General features: G+C 45.7%; 21 protein-coding genes. 11 read left to right on the forward strand and 10 right to left on the reverse strand.

All coding sequences use genetic code 11. From position 1 onward, the window contains the following. Window positions 1-137: 137 nt before the first annotated feature. Entirely contained in the window at window positions 138-5,012 is a 4,875-nt protein-coding gene (locus QUB64_RS31375; RefSeq protein ID WP_333278271.1) for a CHAT domain-containing protein, read from the reverse strand. 600 nt (window positions 5,013-5,612) lie between these two features. Between QUB64_RS31375 and QUB64_RS31380 the strand changes: the two genes are divergently transcribed. Continuing rightward, the gene (locus QUB64_RS31380) at window positions 5,613-5,807 is read left to right on the forward strand and encodes a hypothetical protein (protein WP_333278269.1); all 195 of its coding nucleotides are present in this window, start codon (window positions 5,613-5,615) and stop codon (window positions 5,805-5,807) included. Window positions 5,808-5,993: 186 nt separating this feature from the next. Here QUB64_RS31380 and QUB64_RS31385 read toward each other — a convergent pair whose 3' ends face one another. Beyond that, the gene (locus QUB64_RS31385; protein ID WP_333278274.1) at window positions 5,994-6,272 is read right to left on the reverse strand and encodes a hypothetical protein; all 279 of its coding nucleotides are present in this window, start codon (window positions 6,270-6,272) and stop codon (window positions 5,994-5,996) included. Between the two features lie 207 nt (window positions 6,273-6,479). Here QUB64_RS31385 and QUB64_RS31390 point away from each other — a divergent pair, with 207 nt between their 5' ends. Next, window positions 6,480-8,054: a NupC/NupG family nucleoside CNT transporter gene (locus QUB64_RS31390; RefSeq protein ID WP_333278266.1), complete on the forward strand. Its 1,575-nt coding sequence runs from the start codon at window positions 6,480-6,482 to the stop codon at window positions 8,052-8,054. A 787-nt stretch (window positions 8,055-8,841) separates the two neighbouring features. Here the strand turns inward: QUB64_RS31390 and QUB64_RS31395 are convergent. Further along, complete coding sequence (locus QUB64_RS31395) at window positions 8,842-9,060, reverse strand: hypothetical protein (protein ID WP_333278263.1); 219 nt, start codon at window positions 9,058-9,060, stop codon at window positions 8,842-8,844. Between the two features lie 23 nt (window positions 9,061-9,083). On the opposite strand from QUB64_RS31395, the gene QUB64_RS31400 reads away from it, so the two are divergent. From QUB64_RS31400 to QUB64_RS31425, 6 genes are all read left to right on the forward strand, one after another. Beyond that, window positions 9,084-9,689: a DUF3318 domain-containing protein gene (locus QUB64_RS31400; RefSeq protein WP_333278261.1), complete on the forward strand. Its 606-nt coding sequence runs from the start codon at window positions 9,084-9,086 to the stop codon at window positions 9,687-9,689. Beyond that, a complete protein-coding gene (locus QUB64_RS31405; RefSeq protein ID WP_333278259.1) occupies window positions 9,686-9,838 on the forward strand; it encodes a hypothetical protein in 153 nt (50 codons plus the stop codon). Before QUB64_RS31400 ends, QUB64_RS31405 begins: the two co-directional genes overlap by 4 nt. Before the next feature lie 170 nt (window positions 9,839-10,008). Beyond that, window positions 10,009-10,206: a hypothetical protein gene (locus tag QUB64_RS31410; protein ID WP_333278256.1), complete on the forward strand. Its 198-nt coding sequence runs from the start codon at window positions 10,009-10,011 to the stop codon at window positions 10,204-10,206. 77 nt (window positions 10,207-10,283) lie between these two features. Beyond that, complete coding sequence (locus QUB64_RS31415) at window positions 10,284-10,430, forward strand: HNH endonuclease (protein ID WP_333278254.1); 147 nt, start codon at window positions 10,284-10,286, stop codon at window positions 10,428-10,430. Window positions 10,431-10,455: 25 nt separating this feature from the next. Next, the gene (locus QUB64_RS31420; RefSeq protein WP_333278252.1) at window positions 10,456-10,743 is read left to right on the forward strand and encodes a hypothetical protein; all 288 of its coding nucleotides are present in this window, start codon (window positions 10,456-10,458) and stop codon (window positions 10,741-10,743) included. Window positions 10,744-11,334: 591 nt separating this feature from the next. Then, window positions 11,335-11,745 carry a hypothetical protein gene (locus QUB64_RS31425; RefSeq protein WP_333278250.1) on the forward strand — a complete coding sequence of 137 codons (411 nt, stop codon included), beginning with the start codon at window positions 11,335-11,337 and terminating at the stop codon, window positions 11,743-11,745. A gap of 241 nt (window positions 11,746-11,986) precedes the next feature. Here QUB64_RS31425 and QUB64_RS31430 read toward each other — a convergent pair whose 3' ends face one another. The 4 genes from QUB64_RS31430 to QUB64_RS31445 form a co-directional block, all read right to left on the reverse strand. Continuing rightward, window positions 11,987-13,231, reverse strand: coding sequence for a PP2C family protein-serine/threonine phosphatase (locus QUB64_RS31430; protein ID WP_333278248.1), 1,245 nt, complete (start codon window positions 13,229-13,231; stop codon window positions 11,987-11,989). 542 nt (window positions 13,232-13,773) lie between these two features. Next, complete coding sequence (locus tag QUB64_RS31435; RefSeq protein ID WP_333278246.1) at window positions 13,774-15,606, reverse strand: glycosyltransferase family 39 protein; 1,833 nt, start codon at window positions 15,604-15,606, stop codon at window positions 13,774-13,776. A 17-nt stretch (window positions 15,607-15,623) separates the two neighbouring features. Next, entirely contained in the window at window positions 15,624-17,393 is a 1,770-nt protein-coding gene (locus tag QUB64_RS31440; protein WP_333278244.1) for a hypothetical protein, read from the reverse strand. A gap of 160 nt (window positions 17,394-17,553) precedes the next feature. Beyond that, window positions 17,554-18,768, reverse strand: coding sequence for a glycosyltransferase (locus QUB64_RS31445; protein WP_333278241.1), 1,215 nt, complete (start codon window positions 18,766-18,768; stop codon window positions 17,554-17,556). A 140-nt stretch (window positions 18,769-18,908) separates the two neighbouring features. On the opposite strand from QUB64_RS31445, the gene cofH reads away from it, so the two are divergent. Both cofH and QUB64_RS31455 read left to right on the forward strand, forming a co-directional pair. Next, window positions 18,909-20,066, forward strand: a complete 1,158-nt coding sequence (cofH, locus tag QUB64_RS31450) for a 7,8-didemethyl-8-hydroxy-5-deazariboflavin synthase subunit CofH (RefSeq protein WP_333278239.1) — start codon at window positions 18,909-18,911, stop codon at window positions 20,064-20,066. A 61-nt stretch (window positions 20,067-20,127) separates the two neighbouring features. Beyond that, window positions 20,128-21,447 carry a glycosyltransferase family 87 protein gene (locus QUB64_RS31455; RefSeq protein ID WP_333278237.1) on the forward strand — a complete coding sequence of 440 codons (1,320 nt, stop codon included), beginning with the start codon at window positions 20,128-20,130 and terminating at the stop codon, window positions 21,445-21,447. Between the two features lie 342 nt (window positions 21,448-21,789). Here QUB64_RS31455 and QUB64_RS31460 read toward each other — a convergent pair whose 3' ends face one another. Continuing rightward, on the reverse strand, window positions 21,790-22,140 hold the full coding sequence (locus QUB64_RS31460; protein ID WP_333278235.1) for a hypothetical protein: 351 nt from the start codon (window positions 22,138-22,140) through the stop codon (window positions 21,790-21,792). A 389-nt stretch (window positions 22,141-22,529) separates the two neighbouring features. Between QUB64_RS31460 and QUB64_RS31465 the strand changes: the two genes are divergently transcribed. After that, window positions 22,530-23,135, forward strand: a complete 606-nt coding sequence (locus QUB64_RS31465; protein WP_333278233.1) for a hypothetical protein — start codon at window positions 22,530-22,532, stop codon at window positions 23,133-23,135. A 125-nt stretch (window positions 23,136-23,260) separates the two neighbouring features. Here QUB64_RS31465 and QUB64_RS31470 read toward each other — a convergent pair whose 3' ends face one another. Beyond that, on the reverse strand, window positions 23,261-24,196 hold the full coding sequence (locus tag QUB64_RS31470; protein ID WP_333278231.1) for a hypothetical protein: 936 nt from the start codon (window positions 24,194-24,196) through the stop codon (window positions 23,261-23,263). Between the two features lie 8 nt (window positions 24,197-24,204). Further along, window positions 24,205-25,305, reverse strand: coding sequence for an AAA family ATPase (locus QUB64_RS31475; protein ID WP_333394323.1), 1,101 nt, complete (start codon window positions 25,303-25,305; stop codon window positions 24,205-24,207). Window positions 25,306-25,685 lie beyond the last annotated feature (380 nt).

Consider the following 25,685-nt stretch of genomic DNA (forward strand, 5'->3'; position numbering starts at 1 on the left):
GTTTGATCGTTCGGAATGCGAGTCCTATGATTATGAGGACTCGCATTCCGAACGATCAAACCTTGTTGATTGCGGGTAATTGACCGGACATAATATTACTAATTAATCATTACAGATTACTTATTACCAATTACTTATTACCAGGGATTGCCAATCATGGTAAAGGCGGCCCAATAATAAGGATGCGAAAGCACTCGATCGCCCCGCGCGGCAATTTCTGGAGGCAAAATTAGAGTTACAGAAAGCCCTTCGACTCGCAGCAGCCCGTCTTGAATCCGCACGCGCCCCCGCAGCATCTCCAATTGCGCCCGCCGCAAAGCCTCGGCTTTAATTGTCAAATTCCCCTCGCGTCTGGGGGCCCGCAACTGCCGGTAAAACCCCGTCATCAGCCCCAAAGTTCCCTCATCGCTGACTTCCCACAAACTCGCCAAAGCCGATCGCGCACCGCTAGCTACCGCTAAACCCGCAAACCCCAATTCCGCCTCTGCGTCGCCCAAAGCGGTACTACACGCGCTTAAAACTAACAGATTCACCGGCGGTTGATTCCACCGCAACTGTCGCATTTGATCGATGCGCAATTTAGTATCCCACAACTGAATGTAAGAATTTTTCGGTTCCCCAGGCTGGAATTCGCTGTGAGTGGCGAGGTGAATGATGCCAAAAGGTCGATTTGCCCGCTGAGCTTGCAAATTCCCGAGGGTAAAATCTTGATTCAAAAATGATTTTCCGCGATCGGGAGGCGCGATCGACTCTAACTCCACCGGTACCGCAGGTAATGGCGCTTTATCTTCAAATACCGACGCGCCCATCGCCAAAACTTCATCGTCAGCAATATTGTCGTAGCGGATATCAGTTAAACTCAGACTCGGCATCACGCTAATGCTGTATTTTTCTACTAAAAATTGTTTGCCATCGTGAAGGGCAGCAAACGGCACGCTCCGCAAACCTGCTGCCGGAATTACAATTAAATTGTCTATCTTTAAAGCTGTCAATTCTGCTGCCATTGGCGCAATTAACCACCGATAAAGTTTTTGCGCCACATCCAAATAACTGATGCTGCTTCTTTTTCTGGGATTAGTTATTTCGGTTTGCAGGGCTTCGGCTAGTTGCAGTATTTGCCAGCGCGTTGTCGCCGGAACTAAAACGCGCATCGGTTGAGCATTAGCTGTGACTAAGACTAATTCTAAATGCTCCCCGTTAGGAACATCGGAAACTTCTTTTCCCTGGGGCGGCAACCTCTGAGCCAACTTATCTCCGTCTAGGCTAGCAGGCTGGGAGGTGAGATTTTTTATCCTAGGCAATACATTAGATAAATCCTGGCTTGCTACCAGCACCGAACCATTTTCTTTGGCGGCGGCCCCGTCCGAACCGCTGACCCAATTCATATAAATGATTGCCGATTTTACCCCGGTAATTTGTTCATTTATGCGAAGAGTATCGTAAATTACCGACATATTAGTGATCGGCGTTCTTGCGGGCAAATCCAGATATTTTTCGTACTCGCGACTGAAGGTTGTCTCGAATTCTAAAACTCCCGAGCCTGCCGCATCGAATCTGCGATAAGGAGCGAAAATATCTGGGCTAATTGAAGCATTTTTGTCTCGATTTTCCGAGCGCAATTCTACTTGCAAAGAGGCAGGAAATGACAGCGCCGGAGCTGGATTTACTGGTTGGGGAATGGGTTGGGGAATGGGTTGGGGAATTGGTTGGGGAATGGGTTGGGGAATGGGTTGGGGAATTGGTTGGGGAATTGGTTGGGGAATTGGTTGGGGAATTGGTGCGCCCGGTGTAATTAGGGAAATCAGATTTTCTAAACTTCCTTGAGTGTAAGTTTGCCCAAAAGCAAGACTGGGCAAAATGGCGTTGTCTGCGCCAGCATTAATGCTTCCCCTAGTTCCATTGTCGATCGCGCCGCCAACTACAAACGGTCGATCGCTACCGCCGCCGTGCCCAATTGCGATCGCGCCGCCTCCCGCACCTCCAGCAGTAGAAATACTGGCAAGATTGCCCGATATATCATCGTTGAAAACATTGTTCGATCGAAACAAACCGAGGGTTGTCACATCAACGCTGCCGCCGGTGCCGTCTTGCTTGCCGCCTCTAGCGTCGATAAAACCCAACTGAATGTTACCAGTCGCGCTCAGGGAGACGGCGCCGCCGTTTCCCTGAGTGCCGCTGGAGTTGAGATCGAGAGCGGAAATTCCGGCGATCGAGGTGACAGTAATCTTGCCGCCGATCGCCCCCGAAGCATTCAAAGCTCCCGCAGTTAAAGGGCCGGCATTGCTGTTGAGTGCGATCGCGCCGCCTGTTCCCGTTGCTGACTCCGAGTCGATCGCGCCTGCAACAACAGTATTGCCCTCAACCCGAATCCTCCCGCCGTTGGAGGTAATATTGCCAGTCCGAACCTCGCGAGTTGCTTGCAGGTTCACGCTGCCGCCATCCGTCCTTAAATTACCCTCTAAGAGCAGGTTTCCTGCCTTGATATCGGCTGCCAAAGCGGCCGTGGTATCCCCCCTGATGGTAGCAGCATCTCGCGCGTTTACGGTCAAACTGCGGGCGGTAATTCTCGAATTCGCCGTCACGCTAGCAGCGTGGGCCCAGAGCAGTCCCAAGCTCTGAGTTTGACCGACGGAGCCGGCAAAAGTAATGTTGCCGCCAGCCCGCAGCGTCAAATTATTTGCCCCGCCGGGGGTGCTGTCGAGGGTATTGCCAAAAGTGATATTGCCGGTACTGGTGGAAATCGTGCTGTTGCGATCGACTGTGACGGCACTGTTGAAAGCGATGTTGCCCGCAGTCGCGATCGCACCGGAGACCTCGGTACTGCGGCCGTTGACAGTCAAACTCGCCAGTGGTGTAGCTTGACCGACTGTACCGCCGAACCGCACTCGCTGAGCGTCCAGTCTCAGGGCGCGAGATCCGTCTAGGCTACCAGAAAACAGAATGCTGCCCCTAGCTTGAGTGCTGAAAGCTGCATCAGCAGTCAGGGACAAGTTGCCTGTAAAAGTCAGATCGGCGCCGGATGTGGCAATGTTGGCGCCGAGATCGGTTTGGGGCGCGTCGAGAGTGATGGCAGCGCTGCCGGTTGTTCTCAGGGGATTGTCGATCGCGATCGAGCGGCCTTGAAGAGTCAGCGGGCTGTTGAAGGTAATGGGTGCGACGATCGCGATCGAGCTGCTGTTTGGACGCCCGATCGCGATCGAGCCGAAACCCCCCGCCAAAGCACCCAGATCCGTTGCAGTCAAGTCCAAAATCCCTAAAATATCGCCAGTGCCGCCGATCCGAATTTCTCTGCCGTCGTTGGGTTGCAAGCGAATTGTTCCCCCCGCACTGCGGGCGGAATTGCTGCCGCCTCTGAAGTCAATGCCGTTAGCAGTGAGAGCGATATTGCCACCGTTAGCATTCAGCCCGCCCAGAGAGATGCTGCTGGCAAAAATGTTGATGTTGCCTCCAGCAGTCTCGATGACATCGTTGGCGTCATTGACAACAAACAATCCGCCTGCTGTAAAGGTTACGCTGTCTCCCGTTCTCGCTTGCAGTCCCAGTTTGTTATCGGGCAAGTCTTGGACGGTGATGTCGCCCGGGGTGTCTAAAACCACGTTGCTGCCGGCCGCCATCTGTTCTAACTGCACCTCTGAGATCGATGTGTCATTGGGTTCTGTTGTCGGTTGCAGTTCCCCGCCGGTAGATCTGGGGCTAGTTTCGCCGTTACCGCTGACGATCGCAATATTTGCCGGATCGAGCCACAAACTGCCGAACGCACCGTTAGGCGCGCGGGTATCGACCTCTCCTTGGAAAGTTAGAGCATTTTTGCCGGAAACTTCGACTCGGCCGCCGTTACCTGCGGCTGTGCCGCCGCGAGCAGTAATATTGCCAAAGAAGCGAGTTGTATTGTCTGACCAAATTACGGCTGTGCCACCGTTGCCGCGGTCGATCGCGTCTGCTGCGATCGTAGAATCAGGACTAACATAAGTTACCTGGGCATTTGGCACTGGTTCCGCGCCCCGCCAACCGCCTCCGACGCGCACAACTCCTCCGCCGTCAGTCCCCGAAGCATTGATATTTGCACCGAACAGTCCGACTTTTTCGCCTAAAATATTGACTGTGCCGCCTGTTGCGCGATCGGGGGCGAATACATTTACAGAACCAGAGACGATCGCACTTCCGGCATTTACCGGCACTGTTTGACCACCAGTCAGTACCAATTGACCTTGTTCGTTAGTCGTTAAACCTGTGGCTGAGGCTACCCCCGGGCCCGTCAGCAACTGAGGTAAAGCAGCCGGGGCGATCGCAGATTTGTCTGACTGCAAAGACGGAGTAATTTCTAAACTCAATAAATTACCCGTTTGACTGATGCGGACTGCATTGCTTCCCCCAACAGCAGCCACAGTAATTTGACCGGCAGGCGCAGACAATTGCCCAGTATTGATCGCGCTTGTACCCAGCAAAGTTAAATTTTGACCGCTGCCAACTGCTAAGTTTCCGGCATTGACAATTGTCCCGGCTTGTGAGTTATTAAAATTAAATTGATTTGGATTTCCCAGTAAAGCTTGATAATCATTAATTCCAGCAGAATTGAACCAGCGGTCGCCGAAACCGATACCTGTAGCAGTTGTGGCGAAAAAAGAACCAGGCACGTTTAATCTAGCATTTTGACCGAAGACAATTCCCGCCGGATTCATCAGGAATAAGTTCGAGTTGCCGCCGCTTACAGCAATCATACCGTTAATGACGGAAATATTGCCGCCGGAAATCCGCCCTAAAATATTTTGAATATTTGGATTAGTTAGAAAATTCGCGATTTGACCTTCGCTGAGATTAAATTCGCTGAAGCTGTGAAAGAGGTTGGCGCCGTTTCCCGACAGTTGTCCGCCGCTAATGTTTAGGAGATTTTGCTCCTGATTGACAACAGTATTCGTGCCGTCCTTCGCCGGGACGACAGGTTGCGATCGCACTGCTAGCGGTAGCAGCCAAAAACCTAATGTCAAAATTAAAGCAGAGCGAAAATAGGTCATTAATCAGTTGACAGTTGATAGTTGACAGGAAAGCAGTTGACAGTTGGCAGTTATCATTATGAGAGCATCCTGATTTTGTAAGAATCGTTTTTGTTTGAGTGCGAACGTCCCGCTGATTTACCTATATATCGCTTAGATCGCTTCGAGAACTCACAGAGTAAAGTCCTGTAAGGAAAATTGGATGCTACTGTCATTAGTCAGACGTAAGTCAGAACAGCCAATTCCCGATTCCCGATTCCCGATTACCAATTCCCGATTACCAATTCTAATCTATTGTAGTTTTGATTTTTTTTGAGCAGTAATGTTCCGCGAAAGTGCCAATAAACTTAAAAAGGTCGATCGCGCTTTACGGACAGAGCGGTTGGCTCCCCGGTTGCCAATTTGCCTCCAAAGCGCGATCGTACTTCCAAAGCACCCATTGCTAGAATATCGAAAATACCGTGCAGGTGCGATATTTATCTGTCGCCGGTGTCTTGACAAAATGCCCGCTTTCGTCCTATGATTGGAGGACTGATTGGATGGAACAGCAGTCAACCCACGAAATAACTGGCTCCGATCGCGAAGTTAACAACAAAATATTCATGTTTTTAGATATCGACCATGCAAACTCAAACTTTCCCATTTCTAAATGAACAAGTAGTTGAGCGGATATTTGCGTCAGGCGAACTGACTCGCGATGACAGACAGCAAATTCAGTCAATGCTGTTAAATGAGTCGATCGGCGAAAATGAATTGAGCTTAATTGAAAGAGTCATGGAAGGCATAGTCAAGGGCATACTTGACTTGCTGTATTAGTTGAGAACTCGCGCTCATCTATAGCGGTTCTCAATAAAATGAGGTACGCCCGATCGCCCAATGCCCAATGCCCAATGCCCTATGCCCTATGCCCATGAGTACCTCATGTTACTGAGAAAGGCTATATGTAAATATAGGTGCGCAATGCGCACCTTACTCTAATTTCTGATCGAATCGAGAATCACTCTAAAAATCATCATCGGAGCCTTCGTCGGATCTCTCATCGCTACGCACAAGCTCGGAAGGAGGCCTGTCGCTACTCCAGGCCCACCACACGCAGCCACAGGAGCAGCGGTAAAATTCTTGCCACTTGCGGCGGTTGGACTCGGTGTATACTGGCGATCGGCGATTAATCCAGACCTCATCGGCATCAGTGCAGCTAGCAGCGCACTTGGGACAGCAAAACTCAGTAGCGTGAACCGCCGCCGCAGTCCATTCGGGAGGATGTGGAGCAAAAGCTTCCATGTGTTGCGTGTTTCTATCTAAACTGCTGGTAATACGGCAAATCAAGGCTGGCTCGATATATGGAGATATCGCCACGGCATAAATACGCTGTTGAGTGCGTAATTTATCTGCCGGTTATTTTTTTGGCATTTGCCATCCGATGAATAGTATAACTGATGTGGTGTCAGCCGTCGATCGGCATTCTCAGCTATTTCAAGGACTAGGTTCATGTCTATCTACAACTTTATCTCATTTCTGGGCATCTTTGGGTTATGTGCGATCGCCTGGATTTTTTCAGAGAACCGCAAAGTACAGTATATACCTTGGCGCGTCATCATCTGGGGCATAGGCCTGCAATTAGTCTTAGGATTTTTAGTATTCCTGTTCCCTCCAACTCGCATCGCCCTAGAGTGGTTTACCAGCTTGCTCGATGGAGTATTCACCGCTGCTGACGCCGGAGCGAGATTTGTATTCGGCAGAAACATTGTACCAATACCCGGTCAAGACCCGCCAGTTAATTTAGGATATATTTTCGCCTTTCGGGCTTTACCGACAGTCGTCTTTTTTTCCGGCCTCATGGCCTTACTTTATAACATCGGCGTAATTCAAATTATCACCGAAGTTTTTGCCAAAATATTTTACATGACAATGCGGTTGAGCGGCGCGGAAGCACTCAGTGGTGCTGCCAATATTTTTGTAGGAATCGAAGCAGCAATTGTCGTCAAGCCTTATTTGCCGCAAATGACTCGTTCCGAACTTTGTGCAATCCTCTCTTGTTGCTTTGGAACAGCCGCTTCATCAACATTAGCAATTTACGTCAGTTTTCTCAAGCCTGTTTTTCCCAATATTTTAGGGCATTTAGTTTCAGCCTCAATTATCGCCATTCCCGCTTGCTTCGTCCTCTCCAAAATCTTAGTTCCCGAAACAGGCGTACCGCTGACAATGGGCGGCATTCCCAAGGAAGAAACCAAACCTCAAGGCCACGAATTCATCGGCGACGAAATAGCCGAAAATGATGGTGAGATCCGCAAACAAGAGACAGTTGGCGGAGAACCCATCGAACGAGTCAGCCCTTTGGATGCAGCAATCATCGGCGCCTTAGACGGAGTAAAAATGGCAGTTGCTATCGCCGCTGTTTTAATTTTAATCTTGGGCTTAGTTTCCTTAATCAATCAATTCTTTGCTTGGCTGGCCGCTGCACCTGCTCCAATTGGTACAATCTTTAGTTTTATCACCCTGCAAAACATTCAAGGAGCCTTATTTTACCCGCTAACCTTGTTAACCGGAGTTCCCTTTGAGGATTCTTGGACAGCCTCAGTCATCATCGGGCGGCGGCTGTTAGAAACGGCGATTCCGCCCTATCAAAGTTTAGCAGAAGCAGCGGCAAAAGGACTGATTAGCGATCGCACAGTATTAATTGTCAGTTACGCGCTTTCCGGTTTCGCCCACCTAGCCTCCGTCGGTATATTTGTCGGCGGTACAATCGCCCTAATTCCCTCCCGCCGCAAAGACATTTCCGAACTCGGTTGGAAAGCCTTATTTGTCGGCACTTTAGCTACAATGATGATTGCTTGCATCGCCGGATTATTTGACACCGGAGACTCCAGCATTTTAGGCGCTAAGAAAGCCCCTGCTGCCCCGATAACAGCCCCCGCTTCCCCGAAATCGGAAGCATCCCCAGCCGCGACTTCCAAGCCGTCAGTTGCCCCAGCAATTGCCAGCCCGAAGCCTTCGCCGAAGGGTGAAAAAGTTGCTCCGAAAGCTCAAGAATCTCCTAAATCTGAATCGAAGAAAAGCCCTTAATATCTTATAAGGACTTGTAGGGGCGGGTTAACCAACAATATTTGTTAATAATTGACAATCTCTAAAACCCGCCCTCACCCAACAGTAAATCCCCTGTGGACTTGTAGGGGCGGGTTAACCAACAATATTTGTTAATAATTGACAATCTCTAAAACCCGCCCTCACCCAACAGTAAATCCCCTGTGGACTTGTAGGGGCGGGTTAACCAACAATATTTGTTAATAATTGACAATCTCTAAAACCCGCCCTCACCCAACAGTAAATCCCCTGTGGACTTGTAGGGGCGGGTTAACCAACAATATTTGTTAATAATTGACAATCTCTAAAACCCGCCCTCACCCAACAGTAAATCCCCTGTGGACTTGTAGGGGCGGGTTAACCAACAATATTTGTCAATAATTGACAATCTCTAAAACCCGCCCTCACCCAACAGTAAATCCCCTGTGGACTTGTAGGGGCGGGTTAACCAACAATATTTGTCAATAATTGACAATCTCTAAAACCCGCCCTCACCCAACAGTAAATCCCCTGTGGACTTGTAGGGGCGGGTTAACCAACAATATTTGTCAATAATTGACAATCTCTAAAACCCGCCCTCACCCAACAGTAAATCCCCTGTGGACTTGTAGGGGCGGGTTAACCAACAATATTTGTCAATAATTGACAATCTCTAAAACCCGCCCTCACCCAACAGTAAATCCTCGCATAGTGACAGTTATATTTTCGTATTCGATCGAAATCAAGGTTGATGTAGTTTATTGGTTGTGTGGGGGCGGGTTTATGCAGATTATTGATGGGAGTTAAATATTGTTGGTGAACCCGCCCCTACGAGTCCCTGATAGATTAGATAAGATTGTTTTTTTGGCAGATGCAATTCCCAATTTCCAATTCCCAATTCCCAATTCCCAATTCCCAATTCCCAATTTCCAATTCCCAATTCCCAATTCCAAATTCCAAATTCCCAATTCCCAATTTCCAATTCCCAATTCCAAATTCCAAATTCCAAATTCCAAATTCCCCCAAAAATCTATGAATCCCGAACCAGAAATTCGCCGCCTGTTAGATGTGATGCCAGCCTCCGGCCGCATGACGTGTAAAATTATTAATAAGCCTCAACAATCGACAGTAATTGATTGCGATTTTCCTTTACCTTGGCATCAATCTCGCCCGATTTACATTAATTTTGATTTGTGGCGGCTGCTATCTAAGCCGCAGCGGGATTTACTGCTGTTGCGTACTGTAAGTTTTCTCGGTAACTTCAAGTGGTTTAAGCCGGATATTTATCAAGGTGCGGCTGCGGCGGGAATTCTCGGCACTGTGGTAGAGTTATTGCAGGGAGATGCGATCGGAATTGCGATCGCCGGTGGGTTGACTGGGCTGGCGATGACTCGAATTTGGCGCGACAACCGCAGTTCGCAAGTAGAGCTAGATGCGGACGAAACGGCGATTAGAGTCGCTCTAAGGCGCGGTTACAGTGAATCTGAGGCGGCGGGACATCTACTGTCTGCTATTGAATCTGTGGCGCAGATAGAACAGCGGAGTTGGGATTTTAACGAGTTGATTCGGTGTCAAAATTTAAAGGCGATATCGGGTATTTCGGCGGTGGGCGTTCCTGATAATGTTAGACAGGATTGAAAAAAACATCCACAGTGCGATCGCCCGTACTGCCAAAAAAATATCGCTATTCAACCAAATTAGCCTTAACCGACAAAGATTCCAGAAACTTAACTGCTTCATCCAGCATAGCTTCTGGTAATTTCTCCACAATTGCGATCGCCCTTTGACGAGTTTCTAGATTAACTGCTTATGTCGCACGTTTAACTGACAAAACTTGCACTTTCATCGTCTTAATCAGCTTCAGCAACGTACTGATTTTAAGCAAAAGTGCGATCGCTTGATTTACCCTTGAGAATTATTGATATAATCAAGAGGGAAACCCATCAAATCCACAACTATGCTAATCCTGCCAAAACTCGAAAACCTGCGCGATACTCTACCCATAGAAGGAGCTGTTCGCATTGAATTAGTGGAAGGCATACCCATGTTTAGAGCTTCCACAAATATCAAAAACCGCATAGCAGAACTGTTGGACAAACAACAAACATTGCCTCTCGATCCTGATGAAGAGCAAGAACTCAATCTTTACGAATAAATCGACGATTACCTCAGTTTTGTCAATCGGACAGTCCGCAATCTTTTCTTGAGCCAGATTCAATCTACTGTATAGAAATGTCCGCTCGCCGTCCAATCCCTGACAATATCCAAAATCAAGTTCGTCAGAGAGCAAACTGTCTGTGCGAATATTGTCATGCTTCCGAACAATGGCAGTATGTAGAATTTACGATCGAACACATCATTCCCTATTCCCTTAACTAAAAATGGGACTAATGATATTGACAATTTGACACTAGCTTGCTTTCACTGCCACCGCAAGAAATCTGATAAAACTAGAGCGATAGATGCTCAGTCAGAGGCAGAAGTACCCTTGTTTAACCCCAGACAAGATAGTTGGAACGAACATTTTATTTGGTCGGCTGATGGATTATCAATAGTTGGTTTAACTCCAATTGGACGAGCTACAGTTACAGCATTATTCTTAAATCGAGAGAGAGTGCTTAATATTCGGGCCGCTGACAAAGCTATAAAACGACATCCTCCTGCTGGCGATTTAATTCAATCAGAAAGTTGAGCATACTGAGAGTTACTCAAAGTTTCAGTGGCTACCTCTGTCGCGGATTCTGTACTGAAGTCAAAGCTCGATTCCTGCCGCAAGCTTGGCTAATGCACTTATTTTCATCGAAAGTGCGATCGCCCGATCGACCTCCTATGACTCCTCCTCATCTACCCGCCGACTGAGATAATCCGGCAACTCATCAAAAGATACCCCCACCAAACGGCAAAAATCCCGGCAGTGCCGTGTATTGGTGTGAAGACTTAAATTAATTTTGAGCTTAATTGTTAGCCTTTTGGTTTTTTTGAGGTTTATCCATGATTGTTTTTACTTTTAATTCGTCTATTTTAAGCGCTTAAAATAGGCGCTTATTTTGAACCTTTAATCAATAAAATTACATTATGTAAAACCTCAATCTCAATCTTGATTTTTGATCTAACATAACGTCATTGCCCAACACGATATAGTTTCTGTTCGCTCTCCGGCGTATCGATAAAAAATCATGAATTAGGACGCATCTTTATTGCAGTAGCTCGATGCTCTATCGCGCTCGCGTGCAATTATGTCAGTTTCCTATGGGCAAACATACCCAAAATTTAGAATACAGCCATGAACACCCCAGAAAGTCCAAACGCCTGGATTATTTACCGAATGCTGCCGAACTTTCAGCGCTTACCCGTCGCCCAATTTAGCAGCCGCAGCGAAGCAGAATCTTCCCTGAAAGTCATCCGACAACTGCTACCCAATACCGACTTAATACTTGCTTTCGAGATTGGCGCCGAAAGTCGTACCACCGAACTCATTGACTCCCCTGCTGCTGAGCCAAACTTGCCAACTTCAGTTAACCGAGAACTGTTGAAACTGTTCATTATCAGTTCTCGCCCTGTTGTTTCCCGCGTCATTCATTCTTTTCACCGCGATAATTTTGCCTGCGCTACTGACTGGATCCCGCTTGTACCAACTCAAAATCCCGGTGAAGTGATGAGCGTCTTGATTAAATATTTTGCCGCTGACTCTTAGCGTTCGATCGAACAGTCTCGATCTTATCTATCGCGGTTGCTGATTCTTAGCAAGCGATCGAACAGTTTCGATTTTATCGATCGCGGTTGCGGTGCGCAGCGTGCACCCTACATCTACACAATAAAGAAGACAGAAAACTCGAATTTGGTATCAGTCCTCTTTGAGAGGACTGTCTTCTTTGAGGCAGGGGTTTAAACCCCTGCCGGATTGTGGGTGTAATAGACTGCCAAGAGTTGCGCGGTTACAATCGGGTTACTTCAAACTGCGATCGTGTAGTAGCCTCCTGTTTCAATACCAGCAACGTAATGTCATCAAACACCTTCTGGCTGCCAATATGTCGGTGCAAATCCTCGATCGCAGCTTGCTTGATGTCGTTAGCATCTAGCTCCCAGTTTTGGGCAATAACTTCACACAATTGCTGCAATCCATATTGCTTTTTATTAATGTTTTTTGCTTCAGTGATACCGTCGGTATAGAGGACAATCCCATCCCCCGGTTGCAACTCGACGATCCTATGACTGATGAAATCGGCAATATCAATATCTAGACCGATCGGAAAGCCTAAATCCATTGTATCAATGCGTTCAATCCAACCACCCTTCCTCACAACGATCGTTTCCTCATGCTGGCCGCTGATACTGACTTTACCATCAGCATAGTTCAACACTACCAAAGTTAAATTTTTGTCTGAATTCATTCGTTGCACATTTTTGTAGATGGTGCGGTTGAGCGCATCTAGAAATTTCACCGGATCGCGTTCCCGCACTTCTTTGAGAGTGCGAACTGCCGTCTGAGTCATCAACATCAGAATCCCGCTTTCTAATCCATGCCCGGTGACATCTCCCATGCCAATAGTGACAATCCCATCCGCATTCAAAACATCATAATAATCCCCGCCGACTTCATTCGCAGGTTCCATATACCCAGCGATATCAAGTCCTTCGATTTCCAACTCTTCTGAATTGGGTAGAACCAGTTGTTGGATTTGTCGAACAATGTCGAGTTCTGTACTCATGCGAAGATTTTCAGCCTTGAGTTTCTTCATCAAGTAGCTAATTTCTTGATTTGCCGCTGCTAACTTGCTGTTTGCTTCCTCCATTTGAGCGGGAGTTGGAGCCTCCAAAGCGATCGGAATCAGGGGGATAAGGAAAAACAGGAACACGTAAGTTGACCACAGTCCGGTGGTTAGTTTGACTGCCCCAGAAATCCAGTAGATGGGATACCAGAGCGTCACCCCGTTGAGCAGGTGAACCGTACCGCATCCTGCAAAAACCCAGAAGATACCTATTAACAATACGACCGTTTCTTTGCTCAGATCTTGCCAGCGTTTCCGGGTAAGGAAAACGGCGATCGCTACGAAATAATAGGCGATAGATGTTAAAATGTCCGAGCCGAGATGGAGTGCCACCAAACCCGGTTTCCAAAGATAGCAATGCCCGTGAGGGATAAAGTTTAAGCCAAGCAGATCGAAAGTAGTTAACCACATCGGAATTTCTAATTTTGATAAAGTTTGTTTGACAGCTATTCTGGGTTTAATTTGCCCACCTCTAGATGTGGAAAGTTTTTATAACGGGGCCACTCATCCCCGCCATCAAAACAACACCCTCTACTGTCAAAAGTCAAAAGTCTACTGATAAGTAGAAGGAAGTTCGGCAACGGATTGTGTACGGGATGTAACGGATGTAACGGATGGATGGAAGAAGATCGATGGGTCGAAGGAAGAAGATCGATGGGTCGAAGGAAGAATGTGTTAGGTGGTAGGTGGTAGGTGTTAAGTAGTCCTGTTGCTGTAACGCAACAATCGCCTGCAAAATACACCCGTTTCTGATGCAGCAAGAATATCTTTAAAGTTGGACAATAGAATGCAGAGATCTTAACCCACACCGTCACAGCATCGATCGCCCGATCGCACCCAACATCCCTGAATTTGACATCAATGGATTATACCATGCTCTGCAATATTATTTTATTTAAGTCCCGTCAGTGCAGTTTTTTGAGACGGGTTTGTAGTTGCGAGCGATCGCCCGTTTAAAAACAGTGATAAACTTGATATTCATAGCCGTCTACCGCAGGTAAATTGCGAGATTCAATCTGACACTTTTGTGGTGCTAAATTTACTGGTGCGCGAAAATTAACCAACCACAAATCTAGCGGACGTTCCAATTGACTGAGTGTCTTGTCAAGTATCCCCGCCACAATTTCCGGCGATTCCCTTCTCTGCTTAACTAAAAGAAACTGTGGAGATTCAAAAGCTTTAAATTCTTCCTTCTTCCTAACATCCCGTACATTGCTCGTTGCCGAACCCTTCTTCCTAACATCCGCTACATCCGCTACATCCGTTACATCCGCTACAAAATCCGTTGCCGAACTCTTTTCCCATTCCAATCCTATCCCCATCAACTCTCCTATTTCTACATGAGTTTTTTGAGTAGTCGCAATTAACACGGGAACTTTCGAGACTTCGCGGATAATCGGAAGCAAAAGGTCTGGTTTGTAATATTTGCGATAACCGAGATTGGAATTTACTGTAACACCGCTCACAAAACCCATTACTAAAATAAGCAAAACAGCTTTTTTTCCAGCAATTACCACAGCAGGTAAATTAAACCATCGAGTTTTTATTGTAGGTGTGTCATAAATAAATGCTAGGGTTGCTCCTAATAGTAATATTACTCCCGGAAAGTAGACAAAATTGTATCGAGGCCCGCGAGTTAAGTCAATTCCTAGAATATATGCAAAACTGAAAAATAGGAAAATTGCTCCGATCGCAAATCCGCCAAAAATAACCGTACCTAAATTAGTTTCTGGCGTTTTTAAGGAAGTTTTAAGAGCGTTTTGTAGGAGCGGAAGCGCCCAGATAAAATATATTGTCATGCCGATCGCAGATCCAACCACCACGGCCAGATTTGACGATTCCACCGGAAGCAGCGATATCACAACGATCCATCCCGCCAAAGCTTGGAAAATCGGCGCGATCCAATCTACAAATGTGCGATCGCCACTGACAATCCAATTGGTGAGTTCGCTGCCGTATTTATTCGACAAAAATACCGGCAGCCAAACTAAACCGCCCGCTACAGTCCCCAGTGCAACTGCGAAAAGCCGCCAGAGGATTGGAAATTGCCAAATATTCGGCTGCTGACTCTCCGAAAGCGCCAATTTATGCGAAAGATGTTGCCAGATTACAGCAATTAATGCTATGGCTTCCGCACACAAAGTCAACACGAAAAAGTAGTGAACCGCAATTCCCAAACAGTTAACAATTATCCAAAACAGCACCGTCCAGATAGGCAGCGGAGCGTGCTGTTGCAGCTTTTTTGCAGCTACTGTCAAGCAAAAAAGAGACGCAATAACTAATAAGATTCCTAACGTATAATGGCGGGCTTCTTGAGCGAGATAAATGCCGTAGGGAGAAACTGCCATCATCGCCGCCGCACATTGACCAACTAAACGAGAATTGAATGCAAATTTGCCCAAAAAGTAGATGGCTGGAACTGAAATTACGCCCAATAATGCCGGCAGCGATCGCCCAATCCACACTAAACTATCCTCAGTCGGTGCAAACAGTCGCATCCACCAGTGGGCTACCATAAAATAAACTGGCGGATGGTTGCTTTCCACCAGCAAATGCTTGAGGACATCTGCAATGCCAGCATCCGCGCGGAATTGCAGCGGTTGTAGTAAAGTGGAAAGTGCGATCGGGCGATCGAGCGGCACCCCGCGAAAACTGTTCCCCAAACTAAACACCAGAGTCGAAAACTCATCTGTCCACAGCGGTTTCGAGTCCAAATTGGTAAAACGTAGCATTAGGGCGATCGCCATCCACAGCAAGAGCAACAACAGTTGTTTGTTCTGACTCAAAAGACTATATCCTTCTTTTAGTTTTTCCCGCGCTTGTAAATTACAATCGCTCGTTGTTGCATTCCCAGCCAAGAGAAATATGGTATGCGATCGAACTCCTCATATCCAGGCTTTGGCTGCTTGCTAGCCACAATGTACTCATCATCAAATACCCACGGCCCTAATCCTGTCAAATTAGCATCCTGCCAGTTGTTAGTTTTGTAGATTTGCATAAATTTGTCACTATTGTACCATCCATTAAAAGTATCTAGACCGCGAATTGATTCGGATTTCACACCATATACAGTCATGAGTTTATTTTGAGCAGCCGTTGCTGCACTGTTCCAACCCATATAGTCCTGAAGGCAAACTACACTGAAAATGTAAAGAAGCGTACAACTAAAAGTTGCCAACCTCAGTGCACCTTTGAGCTTAAATCGGTTCATTTCATATGCTAATAGCAAAATGAAGGGCGGCAGTGCCGGAATTAAATATCGATCGAATACGAATAACCGCCCTGGATTGTAAGCTACAGCCAGAAGAATCAATCCCCACAGCAATAAAAAAAGTCTTTGATGCGTTCGCTGCTGCCAAACATTATTTTCGTCATGTTGCAGTCGCACATCGTAAAGTAGATCGACACAGTTTAAAAATATTAGTCCTGCCACTCCCAGTGCAGCGAATGTTACAAGCCACCACCAGCCACCAATACTAACTACTGGCTGTGGGTTAACATCTGGCAACTGAATGTGACCTACCGCCAAATCAAGCAGATAATCCCCTTTTAATAGAGGCATTCGCTCTGCATAGCGCTGCAACCACAACGATTCTTTATGAAACAATATACTTATTACTAAAAATAAAATTTTAGGTAATAAAAACACTGTCAGCGAGACACAGCAAAACCCGACAAAAATAGCGCCCCGCTTCCGAGTCCAAACATCGTGTTTGCGAACTATTTGCCAAAATTTACCAGCACCCAAAGGTAGAGCAAAAAGACCCATATAACAAAGTGAAACTGGAATGTGACGGAACCCATCCATAGCTGACATTAGAACTCGTCCCTTGAGGCTTTCAAAAATAGGAGTTCCAGCATCTTTAATTGTCCCTAAATAGAGAACAATCGCTGTCGCCGCCAGCCACGGGCCAATAAAAGCAAAAACCATAGACCAAGATACGCGATATTGTTTTTGCCACCACATTACCAAGACTGTCCCCGCAAAAGCAACAGGTAACATTACCCCAAACTGCCTGACAAAAAAAGCAACTACTGCAAAAAGGCTGCCCCAAAAAATTAGTTGGGCGCTCGGTGTTTGCAGCGCTAGCAGGAAAAATAGCCCTGACAGTATTGACATTGCCAGAAACGGCACGTCAGTCATAAAGCTGTAGGATAAATTTAAAACTAAAGGGTTAATTGCTACCAGCACCCCGCAAACTAAAGCTAAGTTTCGAGAAAGACCCAATGCTAATCCGCAGCGGGCCATCGCCCACGCGCCAACAACGCTTAATACTAAAGTCGATACTCGTAAAATAGTGAAGCTAAAACCAAAAACTTTGCAAAATAAAGCCCCCCAATAAGCTTGGGCTGCGAGAGTTGCGGCTACATAAGAATGACCGCGGTACTGACCTTCTTCCAGCAATCTTTGGACAGCTTTAGCGTGTATCCAATCGTCGTTGAGCGAGAATTCACCTATGGGCGAAACTAATAGATTAGTTAATAGCAACAGCAAGACCAAAGGTAAAAACAATGATTGATTGGTGAGATAGCGCCTAATAGTGGCTGAGAGTACAAACAATTGTTGATTCATCAAACTAGCTTACTTGCAGGAGTTTCAAGTCGTCATGGAAAGGCTGAATTTTTTGTTTCAATTTATTTCGTGCGATCGCTCTTGACATCAGCGAGCGAGCGCGATTTTTGAGCTGTCTCTGTTGCTTTATCCCATAAGCACTGTCACATTTTCCTAGTTTCTAATCAACTTCCGTCACCCGCCAGCTCAGCTTCATATTGAGCCAGAAATTCCACAGAGTCACAGCCACGATCGCAATTAAATTAGCAAAATATTCATTCATTACAAAAATATTAAACATCAGATTAACCAGCAGCACATTCAGAATCAAACCCATCAAGCAAATTGTATTAAATTTCAACAACCGTTTGAAGCGCTGGCTCATTCCCGGCTGCCGTTTAGAAATATCCCCAAAAGTCCACAAATCGTTCCACAAAAAGTTACTAATAATTGCCAATTCAGCAGCAAGAATCAGACTACGAGTCAGCTCCAATTTGAGGTAAGTCCGCAACACGTACAAAACCGCCATATTCACAAACACGCCACTGAAACCCACGACGCCAAATCGCAGAAACTTACCCATCTGCCAGCGGGAAAACCGCAATATGAACAAGTGCCGCAAATACTCAATATACTGTTTCCAAGTAACTTTGCTCTCGCCTTCTTTCCGCTCCTGAAACACGTAACCAACTTCTCCAATCCAGCGGATGTTTCCCCTGCCGAGCACTTCAATCAAAATTTTGTAACCGGCAGGATTCATGGTTTTGCCGGCAATACAACTGCGGCGCACCATAAAATAGCCGCTCATCGGATCGGAAACTCGGCCCACCACTCCCGGCAGTATAATCAATCCCAGTGTTTGAGCTCCCCGGGACAAAAATCTCCTGACAACGCTCCAATCGCTCACGCCGCCCTCAGCAACGTGACGGCTCGCAGCGGCCAAATCGGCTCCCCGCTGAATTTCTGCTAAAAGCTGCAATAGCGTCTCCGGAGGATGCTGCAAGTCGGCATCGATGACGCCCAAAACCTCGCCCCTAGCGGCTTGCCACCCGCGAATTACCGCTGTGGAAAGTCCCCGCTCGTCTTCCCGGCGCATCACCTGCAATTGCGGATATTCCGCCCTCAGGGACAGCGCAACTTCCCAGGTGCGATCGGAACTGTTGTCATCGACTACAATTAATTCGTAGTTGCCGGGAATGCTGCCATCAAGCAACTTGCTCAATTGTTCCACAATACTCTTGACATTCTTGCACTCGTTGTATGTGGGAATCACCAAGGAAAAATAAATGGGCGGTGTGGGTGCGTCTGTAAAAGTTGAACCACAAGTCCCTACAGCAGGAATTTGCAAAAGCCCAGACGGCACTGGCAACAGGTGATTTGCTTGGTTGATGCTCATAATTTCTGTTCCCATAAAGTAAAGGATGCTTTTGTAAGACTTAAGATTTTAGAATATCGTTCCTCTATGATTGATTTGTTAAGATATAAAAACGCCTTAATGATAGGCAGTAATTCTGTAGCTGAGCTAACCAAAAAACTGTGGATGCAATTCTCGATCGAGCTTTACAAGGTTATAACATCTCTACCGCTGATGCCTTGGTACTTTTGCAGCAAAAAGATACCGATGCGATCGCCCAAATTCAAAAAACCGCTGATTTGCTCCGCCACCGACAATCAGGGGATACTGTCACCTATGTGATCAATCGGAATATTAACTTTACAAATATTTGCGAGCAGCATTGCAGTTTCTGTGCATTCCGCCGCGATGAGGGAGACGCGGGGGCTTTTTGGTTAGATGCAGCCCAAATTCAGGACAAGGCAACTGATGCAGTACGACGGAATGCTACGGAAATTTGTATGCAGGGCGGCTTAAATCTTCAAGCTAAGCTCAACGGCCAATCTTTGCCTTATTATTTGCAATTGGTTAAAACTATTAAGGATCAGTTTCCGCAGTTGCACTTGCACGCTTTTTCACCCCAAGAAATAGAATTTATCGCCAGACAAGATAATCTTAGTTTCAGCTATGTAATTTCGGCTTTGCGGGATGCGGGAGTTGGTTCGATGCCAGGTACTGCGGCGGAAGTTCTCGACGATGCAGTGCGCCGGGTGATTTGCCCGGAAAAATTAGATTCGGCAACTTGGTTAGAAATTGTGGGAACTGCTCACCGTCTGGGTTTACCGACAACTAGCACGATGCTTTGCGGCCATATTGAGACGGCCGGGCAGCAGGTTTTACATTTAGAAAAAGTGCGATCGCTCCAACAAACAGCCATTAACAACAACTATTCAGCTCGCATCACAGAATTCATTTTACTGCCCTTTGTCGGACAGGATGCACCTGCTCCTTTGCGCAGTCGAGTCGGCCGAGACCAACCAATTTTAGCAGATACACTGTTGCTCACCGCCGTATCTAGAATCTTCCTAGGAAATTGGATTAGCAATCATCAGCCAAGCTGGGTAAAATTGGGTTTGGCAGGAGCTACAGAAGCCCTGACATGGGGCTGCAATGACATCGGCGGCACTTTGATGGAAGAGCACATTACCACGATGGCCGGGGCGGTTGGCGGCAGTTGTCAGTCTGTGGAAGATTTGCAGAATGCGATTAGTTCTTTGGGGCGGGATTATCAGCAAAGAGATACAATTTATCGACCTTTGGGGGTTGACAAATTGGCAGGAATAGGCGTTGGGAGAAATTAGCCAGGTCTGATAACGAGTTCACCTCAATATAGATATAGTCAAATCAACTGAGTCTACGAACATGGAAAAGCCGCTACTAATTCAGCAGTACCTGATTTATTATCCAATCGCTACGATCGTGCTGTCCGTCTCTGTTGCCTCCTTATTGCGGAGCGGCCTTGTGCAACGCTGGATTCCTATCATCGCAACGCTTGGCATAGTATTCTTTTTGATAAATATATATATACTTAACTACCCTGGCGGATCTGACTTTTTAATCTTTCGGAATGCAGGGGTAGCCGTACTGGAAGGAGCAAACCCCTATGCCGATGTTGCAATGGTGAGTCCACCTACAGCTCTACCCCTCTTTGCTCTTATGGCAAGCCTTCCAGTTAACACGGGCTTGTTAATCTGGACAACGGTGAACATAGGTGCAGCCTTAGCGCTAATTCCGCTTTCACAAGGGGTATTGCAGATGCAGACAAGGCGCAAGTTCAAAGCTTTACCTCCAGCTTTACTCAGTCTATCGATCGCAACCGTAGCACTCTCGTTGCCAATTTATTGGAGCATCGGTTTGGGGCAACTTGCACTACTTGAATCCCTTTGCCTGTTCGCTGCTCTCTATGCTCAAGGGAAAAACTGGCCGATACTAGCTGGGGGCGCACTTGCACTCGCGACCATAAAACCGCAAACGATACTCCCGTTCCTCTTGCTCTTTTTACGCAAATCCGATTTCCGTACCTGGGTATCATTTATATTCATTGTTTTGGTTCTCTGTCTCGCTTCAACCTCTTTAGACGTTCTTCCGTTACGAATGCAGCAGGAGCTAGTGAATATTTCAAGATTGGCGGCTCCTGGGGCTGCAAACGACTACTCATTTGAAGCCCCCTTCAATCACACTATTATTGGGATTGACTACGCACTCTATTGTCTCGGCTTACGTGATAGAGCAGTTATTCGTATTACCCAGATCGTCATCTTAGGATTGCTCGGAGGTGGTCTCGCAGTTGAGATCTACCGAAAAGGTTTGCCTCGCGGTGGTGCCTGCGCGCTCGTGGCGATTTACTCTTGCATTTTCCTTTACCACCGCTTCCATGACGCGTCAATCCTCACCCTTCCGTTGGTATACGCTTGGAGTCGCGCTCTGAAAACAGAGCGCCCCGGACGTTCCTTATTCATAGCCACATTCATCGCCTTACTTCCGATCTTCTTCATCCACCCCAAATTGGTTGAAGTCGTCGTTGAAGCTATTTCCTCAAAATGGGGCGGTATCAAGTGGTTGTTAGATGCACTTGTTCTTCCTTATGCTACTTGGTTAGCCCCGATCGCAATGGGACTCCTTTACATGGCGTTGAAAACTGCTGGGGATGATGCGGATGAGCATACCACTGCCGAGCAGTGAAGTTTGGCACAATCAGCCGATCGTACTTTCCAATTCTTCCAGCGCTTGACAACTTCCTACCTGCAAAGCACGTTCTACTGTAGCAGGAATTAGTTGGGCGATCGCAAATTATCTTGAAATGCATCTGCGTTGCATCGTCGGTTGCATCTGCCTTGAAGGAGCGGTTGACATATCGATCGAAGATTTATGCAATTGCTCGTCTACTTTTTGTGGAACAGGCCAGAAAGCCTGTTCTTGACAATCGTACAAGATATCTGTTGAGTGTAGCACGGGCAAGGAGCAGAGATTTGCGATCGCACTTTCGACTACAATTCAAGAAATGGCGATCGCAAATTTGACACTTCATTCCAACCGAATCAACTTGACCAACAAGCTCATGATTTCTCCTTGTTCCGGTGTAATGACGATGCGATTGTCGGGAATCGCGATCTGATGCGTCCAAAGAGCAACCTCCGCGTAGCGCAAGGCGTGGAGTTGATGGATAGTGCGCCGTACACCCAGCGGCGAACCGATGATGACGTGACGGATAGATTCGCGATTATCGGCCTCAAAGCTTTGGTTAGTTAAAACTTGGGGCGATACTTGATTCGATGCGGAATCTTCTTGCAACATAGTTTTGACAAACAATTTTCGATAGGTTTGATGCTGTGTCACGGTAAAACCGCGTACAATGACAGATTGAATAAAAGACAACAATTCCCCTACAGCACAATGTGTTTAAACAATACTATCTGATGTTTCTATGTTTGCCTATAGTAAATTTATTTACGGTCAGCGTAAATTTATTTACGGTCAGCGTAAATTTATTTACGGTCAGGGTCAATTAGCTTAGGGAAATGTTTAACATAACTTACAAAACTGGCACAATTATTTGTAGGGTGCGGATACATCGAAAATCCCTAAATAAAATCGACAATCGAGCGAGCGACGCACCTTACTTAGGTAAATGTTTAATATTTCTGGACGCAACTGGTACAATTAGGATGGTGCGTCAGGAAAGCAAAACCCAAATTTTTCGTACTAACCTTAAGACTGACGAACCCTATAGGCTCCCGATCTAGACTACCGTTCCTTAAAAAACAATGTCTTATATCGAATTTACGACAATTCTTAAAGTCAAAGCAGCCTTTGGATTAACAACAATAGAAGGCCCGCGATTTTTACCGCAAATAACCCCGATCGCTCCAAGTGCAACCCTGACAGATTTTTTAGCGAATAGTTTGCCGGTAGCCGTAGCGACAGGAAGTCAAAAAGCGCGATCGGAAATGATTATTACTCCAGTATTGCTGGAAGTCAGAAAGATTTTGCAGGATAAAATTAGCTTGTTTTCGGGGGAAGACTTTACCGTTGATTTCAAACAAGGACTGAATGGAATTTGTGATTTTTTGATTAGTCGCTCTTCCGAAATGTTAGAGATTGAACCACCAGCAGTCGCAGTTGTTGAGGCTAAAAAAGCAGATTTGAAAACAGGAATTGGACAGTGCATTGCCGAAATGGTAGCAATGCAGAAGTTTAATGAAGCTAATGGAAAACCAATTTCAGTTGTTTATGGGAGTGTTAGCAACGGTACGCAATGGCGATTTCTCAAATTGGAAGACAAAACTGTATCACTGGATCTCAATGATTACGCCTTGGTTCCGCTGGAGCAAATTTTGGGAATGCTAGTTTGGATGGTACAAGATGGGTGAATAATGCCATTTCAATTAACCTGTAGGGGCGGGTTCGCCAACAGCTTTGGAACTTACAAATAGGTTAAATAAACCCGCCCCCACCCCACGAAAAGCCCCAATTGACATTGGTGCAAGATGTGAGATTAAACAAACTCATGCAATGTGTTGAAAAAAAAAGGAAGATGACACTTAACATCACTACTTTGCTGTGAGTAAAATCTGCCAATCTCTAATGATAGTTGTTCTCTAAATACGCTATCGTTACCACTCCAGTCAACGGGCGGCTTAATTTGATGCCAAGAATCCTTAGCTTTTTTAATTGTCAGCAAAGCCCTAATTAATTGATGCTGGCGCGTTTCATCGGACGTATTTTTAAACTCAATTTTCCATGAATCCTGTAATTCAGTTAAGTCGGCACAATTGAAACAATGATTTATGCGATCGCTCGCTCTCTGTAGGTTATTCTGTAAATCTAAATCACTACTAATTTTATCAGCCATATCCATATAAACACTATTCAGTTCAACAGGATTATCCTGATACATCGGAGGATGAGGATAATCATCAAATATTGATTGAAGCTCAGGTGTGATCAAATATGCTTCTTTATGAATCAAACCTGTAATCCATATCCGGTGCAGTGCTACATTTTGCGATCGCACCTCCGATTTTTCATAAAGATGGTAAAAAATTGCTTCTGTATCTGGAAAACTGTAATCATCAATCTTTTGCAAGTGCAAGTCCAAATCTATCATTGCAAAAAGTCGATCGGGATCTAAATACGAATTAGTGGTATCCTGTTCGTGTAATGTTAAAAGACTCGAATAAGTTTTGATGACACTTGCGCGATCGCCACAATTAAAGAATTGCGGTCGTTTCTGCGTCCACCATGTCGGAACGCAAGCATTATAAAAGTTTGCATCCGGCATTTGCTCCATGTGTTTATAAGCTTGAGGCGATCGTCTACCCTCAATATGGGAAATAGGGCCTTCGCATAACACCACAATTTTGTTTTTAATTCTGCGAGATTGAAGAATTATCTCACAGTGTTGTTTTAGCTGTTCTGAATTCAGACTCATTTCTAATATTAGGATTCTTGTTTAATCAGTTTTGGCTCTATTTCTTTAACATGAGCCGGTGTCAAAGCTTGACACAATTCGTAGGAGTGAGTTGCCAGAATATATTGATTGCTGGGCGCCCACTCTTTGAGATCTGATATAATTTGATATTGCCAATCTGGATGAAAAGCAATTTCAACTTCATCCATCAAAACAATAGCATCTTTTATGTTGCGGGAATTGAGCCATACATAAATACTAAGTCTTTTGAGTTCGCCGTGACTTAAATCTTCGGGATATAGTTCTATAGTTTCACCATTATTATACAATTGAAAGTTGACACCAGAAAAATCCTCATTTAAATTTATCCTTTTATTTCCAAGCAGCAGATTTAATTCCTTAATTATAGTTTGATAGCTGTTGCCGTAGCTACCTGTTTTTATCGCTTCTCTGAAATCGCGATCGCGAGCATCTTTAAATGATTTAATAAGTAGATCTACAGCAAGAAAGTCATAAGTAAACAAGCCTCGTAATTTATATCTTGCAGATTCGAGTATGCCATGATAATTATTATCTCCGTTACTTGGTTGTTTAAATAATAGCTTCCTCGAATGTTGTGGAAGAAATATAAAAACCTGTGTAGAAGGAGCTGCCAGAAAAGTTTTACGCGATATCTTATGTAAAAATGATTGTACTCGCTCCTTGTTTTGATTAGTAAAATGACATTGTAACTTGGTATTTGGCTCTTGATTATTATTGGATTTGGGGGCGCTTGAATAATAACATATATCTATGCTGTCTTCTGACTTTATATCTTCATCAAACACAACTTCTAAAATAGGAGACTTTTTACAACAATTAAATCCAAGTTTAACAAGGTTTTCTCCGTCCCAAATGTCAATGATGGCTAAAACTCTTTTGTCTTGCCCGTCAGCGATTTTAAATCCCTGAAGCATATTTGCTATAAACGGTTTTTTATCCTCATCAATAGAACAGTGTAGCAATACAAAAATTAATTGCAACAGCGTACTTTTTCCGCCACCATTTTGACTGCCCAGCGGAAATATTTTAGGAAAAAAGTCCTTTTCAAAAGTTATGTCAATGTCCTTTAAACCCCGAAAATCAGGCACTTGAACTCGTAGTAAGTGCATAAAAATATTCTGTTTACTAGGGGTAAGGTGCGCAGTCCACACCCTCCTTTTATATCATATCTCCTGGAACAACCGCAATACAATTGGTTCTTAGTGAGGAATGCCAGTCCTCGGATTTGGATGCGGACTGAAGTCCTCACTACTAACCTTTAAGAAGGACTGAAGTCCTCACTACGAACCTTTAAGAAGGACTGAAGTCCTCACTACGAAACTTTAAGAAGGACTGAAGTCCTCACTACGAACCTTTAAGAAGGACTGAAGTCCTCACTACGAACCTTTAATAAGGACTGAAGTCCTCACTACGAACCTTTAAGAAGGACTGAAGTCCTCACTACGAACCTTTAAGAAGGACTGAAGTC

This window comes from Microcoleus sp. Aus8_D2 (assembly GCF_036702665.1).
Classification (GTDB): domain Bacteria; phylum Cyanobacteriota; class Cyanobacteriia; order Cyanobacteriales; family Microcoleaceae; genus Microcoleus.

What these genes read in the sequence shown, in the direction of transcription:
- QUB64_RS31375 (WP_333278271.1), bottom strand. Translation starts at nt 5,012, where the DNA reads ATGACCTATTTTCGCTCTGCTTTAATTTTGACATTAGGTTTTTGGCTG.
- QUB64_RS31380 (WP_333278269.1), top strand. Translation starts at nt 5,613, where the DNA reads ATGCAAACTCAAACTTTCCCATTTCTAAATGAACAAGTAGTTGAGCGG.
- QUB64_RS31385 (WP_333278274.1), bottom strand. Translation starts at nt 6,272, where the DNA reads ATGGAAGCTTTTGCTCCACATCCTCCCGAATGGACTGCGGCGGCGGTT.
- QUB64_RS31390 (WP_333278266.1), top strand. Translation starts at nt 6,480, where the DNA reads ATGTCTATCTACAACTTTATCTCATTTCTGGGCATCTTTGGGTTATGT.
- QUB64_RS31400 (WP_333278261.1), top strand. Translation starts at nt 9,084, where the DNA reads ATGAATCCCGAACCAGAAATTCGCCGCCTGTTAGATGTGATGCCAGCC.
- QUB64_RS31410 (WP_333278256.1), top strand. Translation starts at nt 10,009, where the DNA reads ATGCTAATCCTGCCAAAACTCGAAAACCTGCGCGATACTCTACCCATA.
- QUB64_RS31415 (WP_333278254.1), top strand. Translation starts at nt 10,284, where the DNA reads ATGTCCGCTCGCCGTCCAATCCCTGACAATATCCAAAATCAAGTTCGT.
- QUB64_RS31425 (WP_333278250.1), top strand. Translation starts at nt 11,335, where the DNA reads ATGAACACCCCAGAAAGTCCAAACGCCTGGATTATTTACCGAATGCTG.
- QUB64_RS31430 (WP_333278248.1), bottom strand. Translation starts at nt 13,231, where the DNA reads ATGTGGTTAACTACTTTCGATCTGCTTGGCTTAAACTTTATCCCTCAC.
- QUB64_RS31440 (WP_333278244.1), bottom strand. Translation starts at nt 17,393, where the DNA reads ATGAATCAACAATTGTTTGTACTCTCAGCCACTATTAGGCGCTATCTC.
- QUB64_RS31445 (WP_333278241.1), bottom strand. Translation starts at nt 18,768, where the DNA reads ATGAGCATCAACCAAGCAAATCACCTGTTGCCAGTGCCGTCTGGGCTT.
- QUB64_RS31455 (WP_333278237.1), top strand. Translation starts at nt 20,128, where the DNA reads ATGGAAAAGCCGCTACTAATTCAGCAGTACCTGATTTATTATCCAATC.
- QUB64_RS31465 (WP_333278233.1), top strand. Translation starts at nt 22,530, where the DNA reads ATGTCTTATATCGAATTTACGACAATTCTTAAAGTCAAAGCAGCCTTT.
- QUB64_RS31470 (WP_333278231.1), bottom strand. Translation starts at nt 24,196, where the DNA reads ATGAGTCTGAATTCAGAACAGCTAAAACAACACTGTGAGATAATTCTT.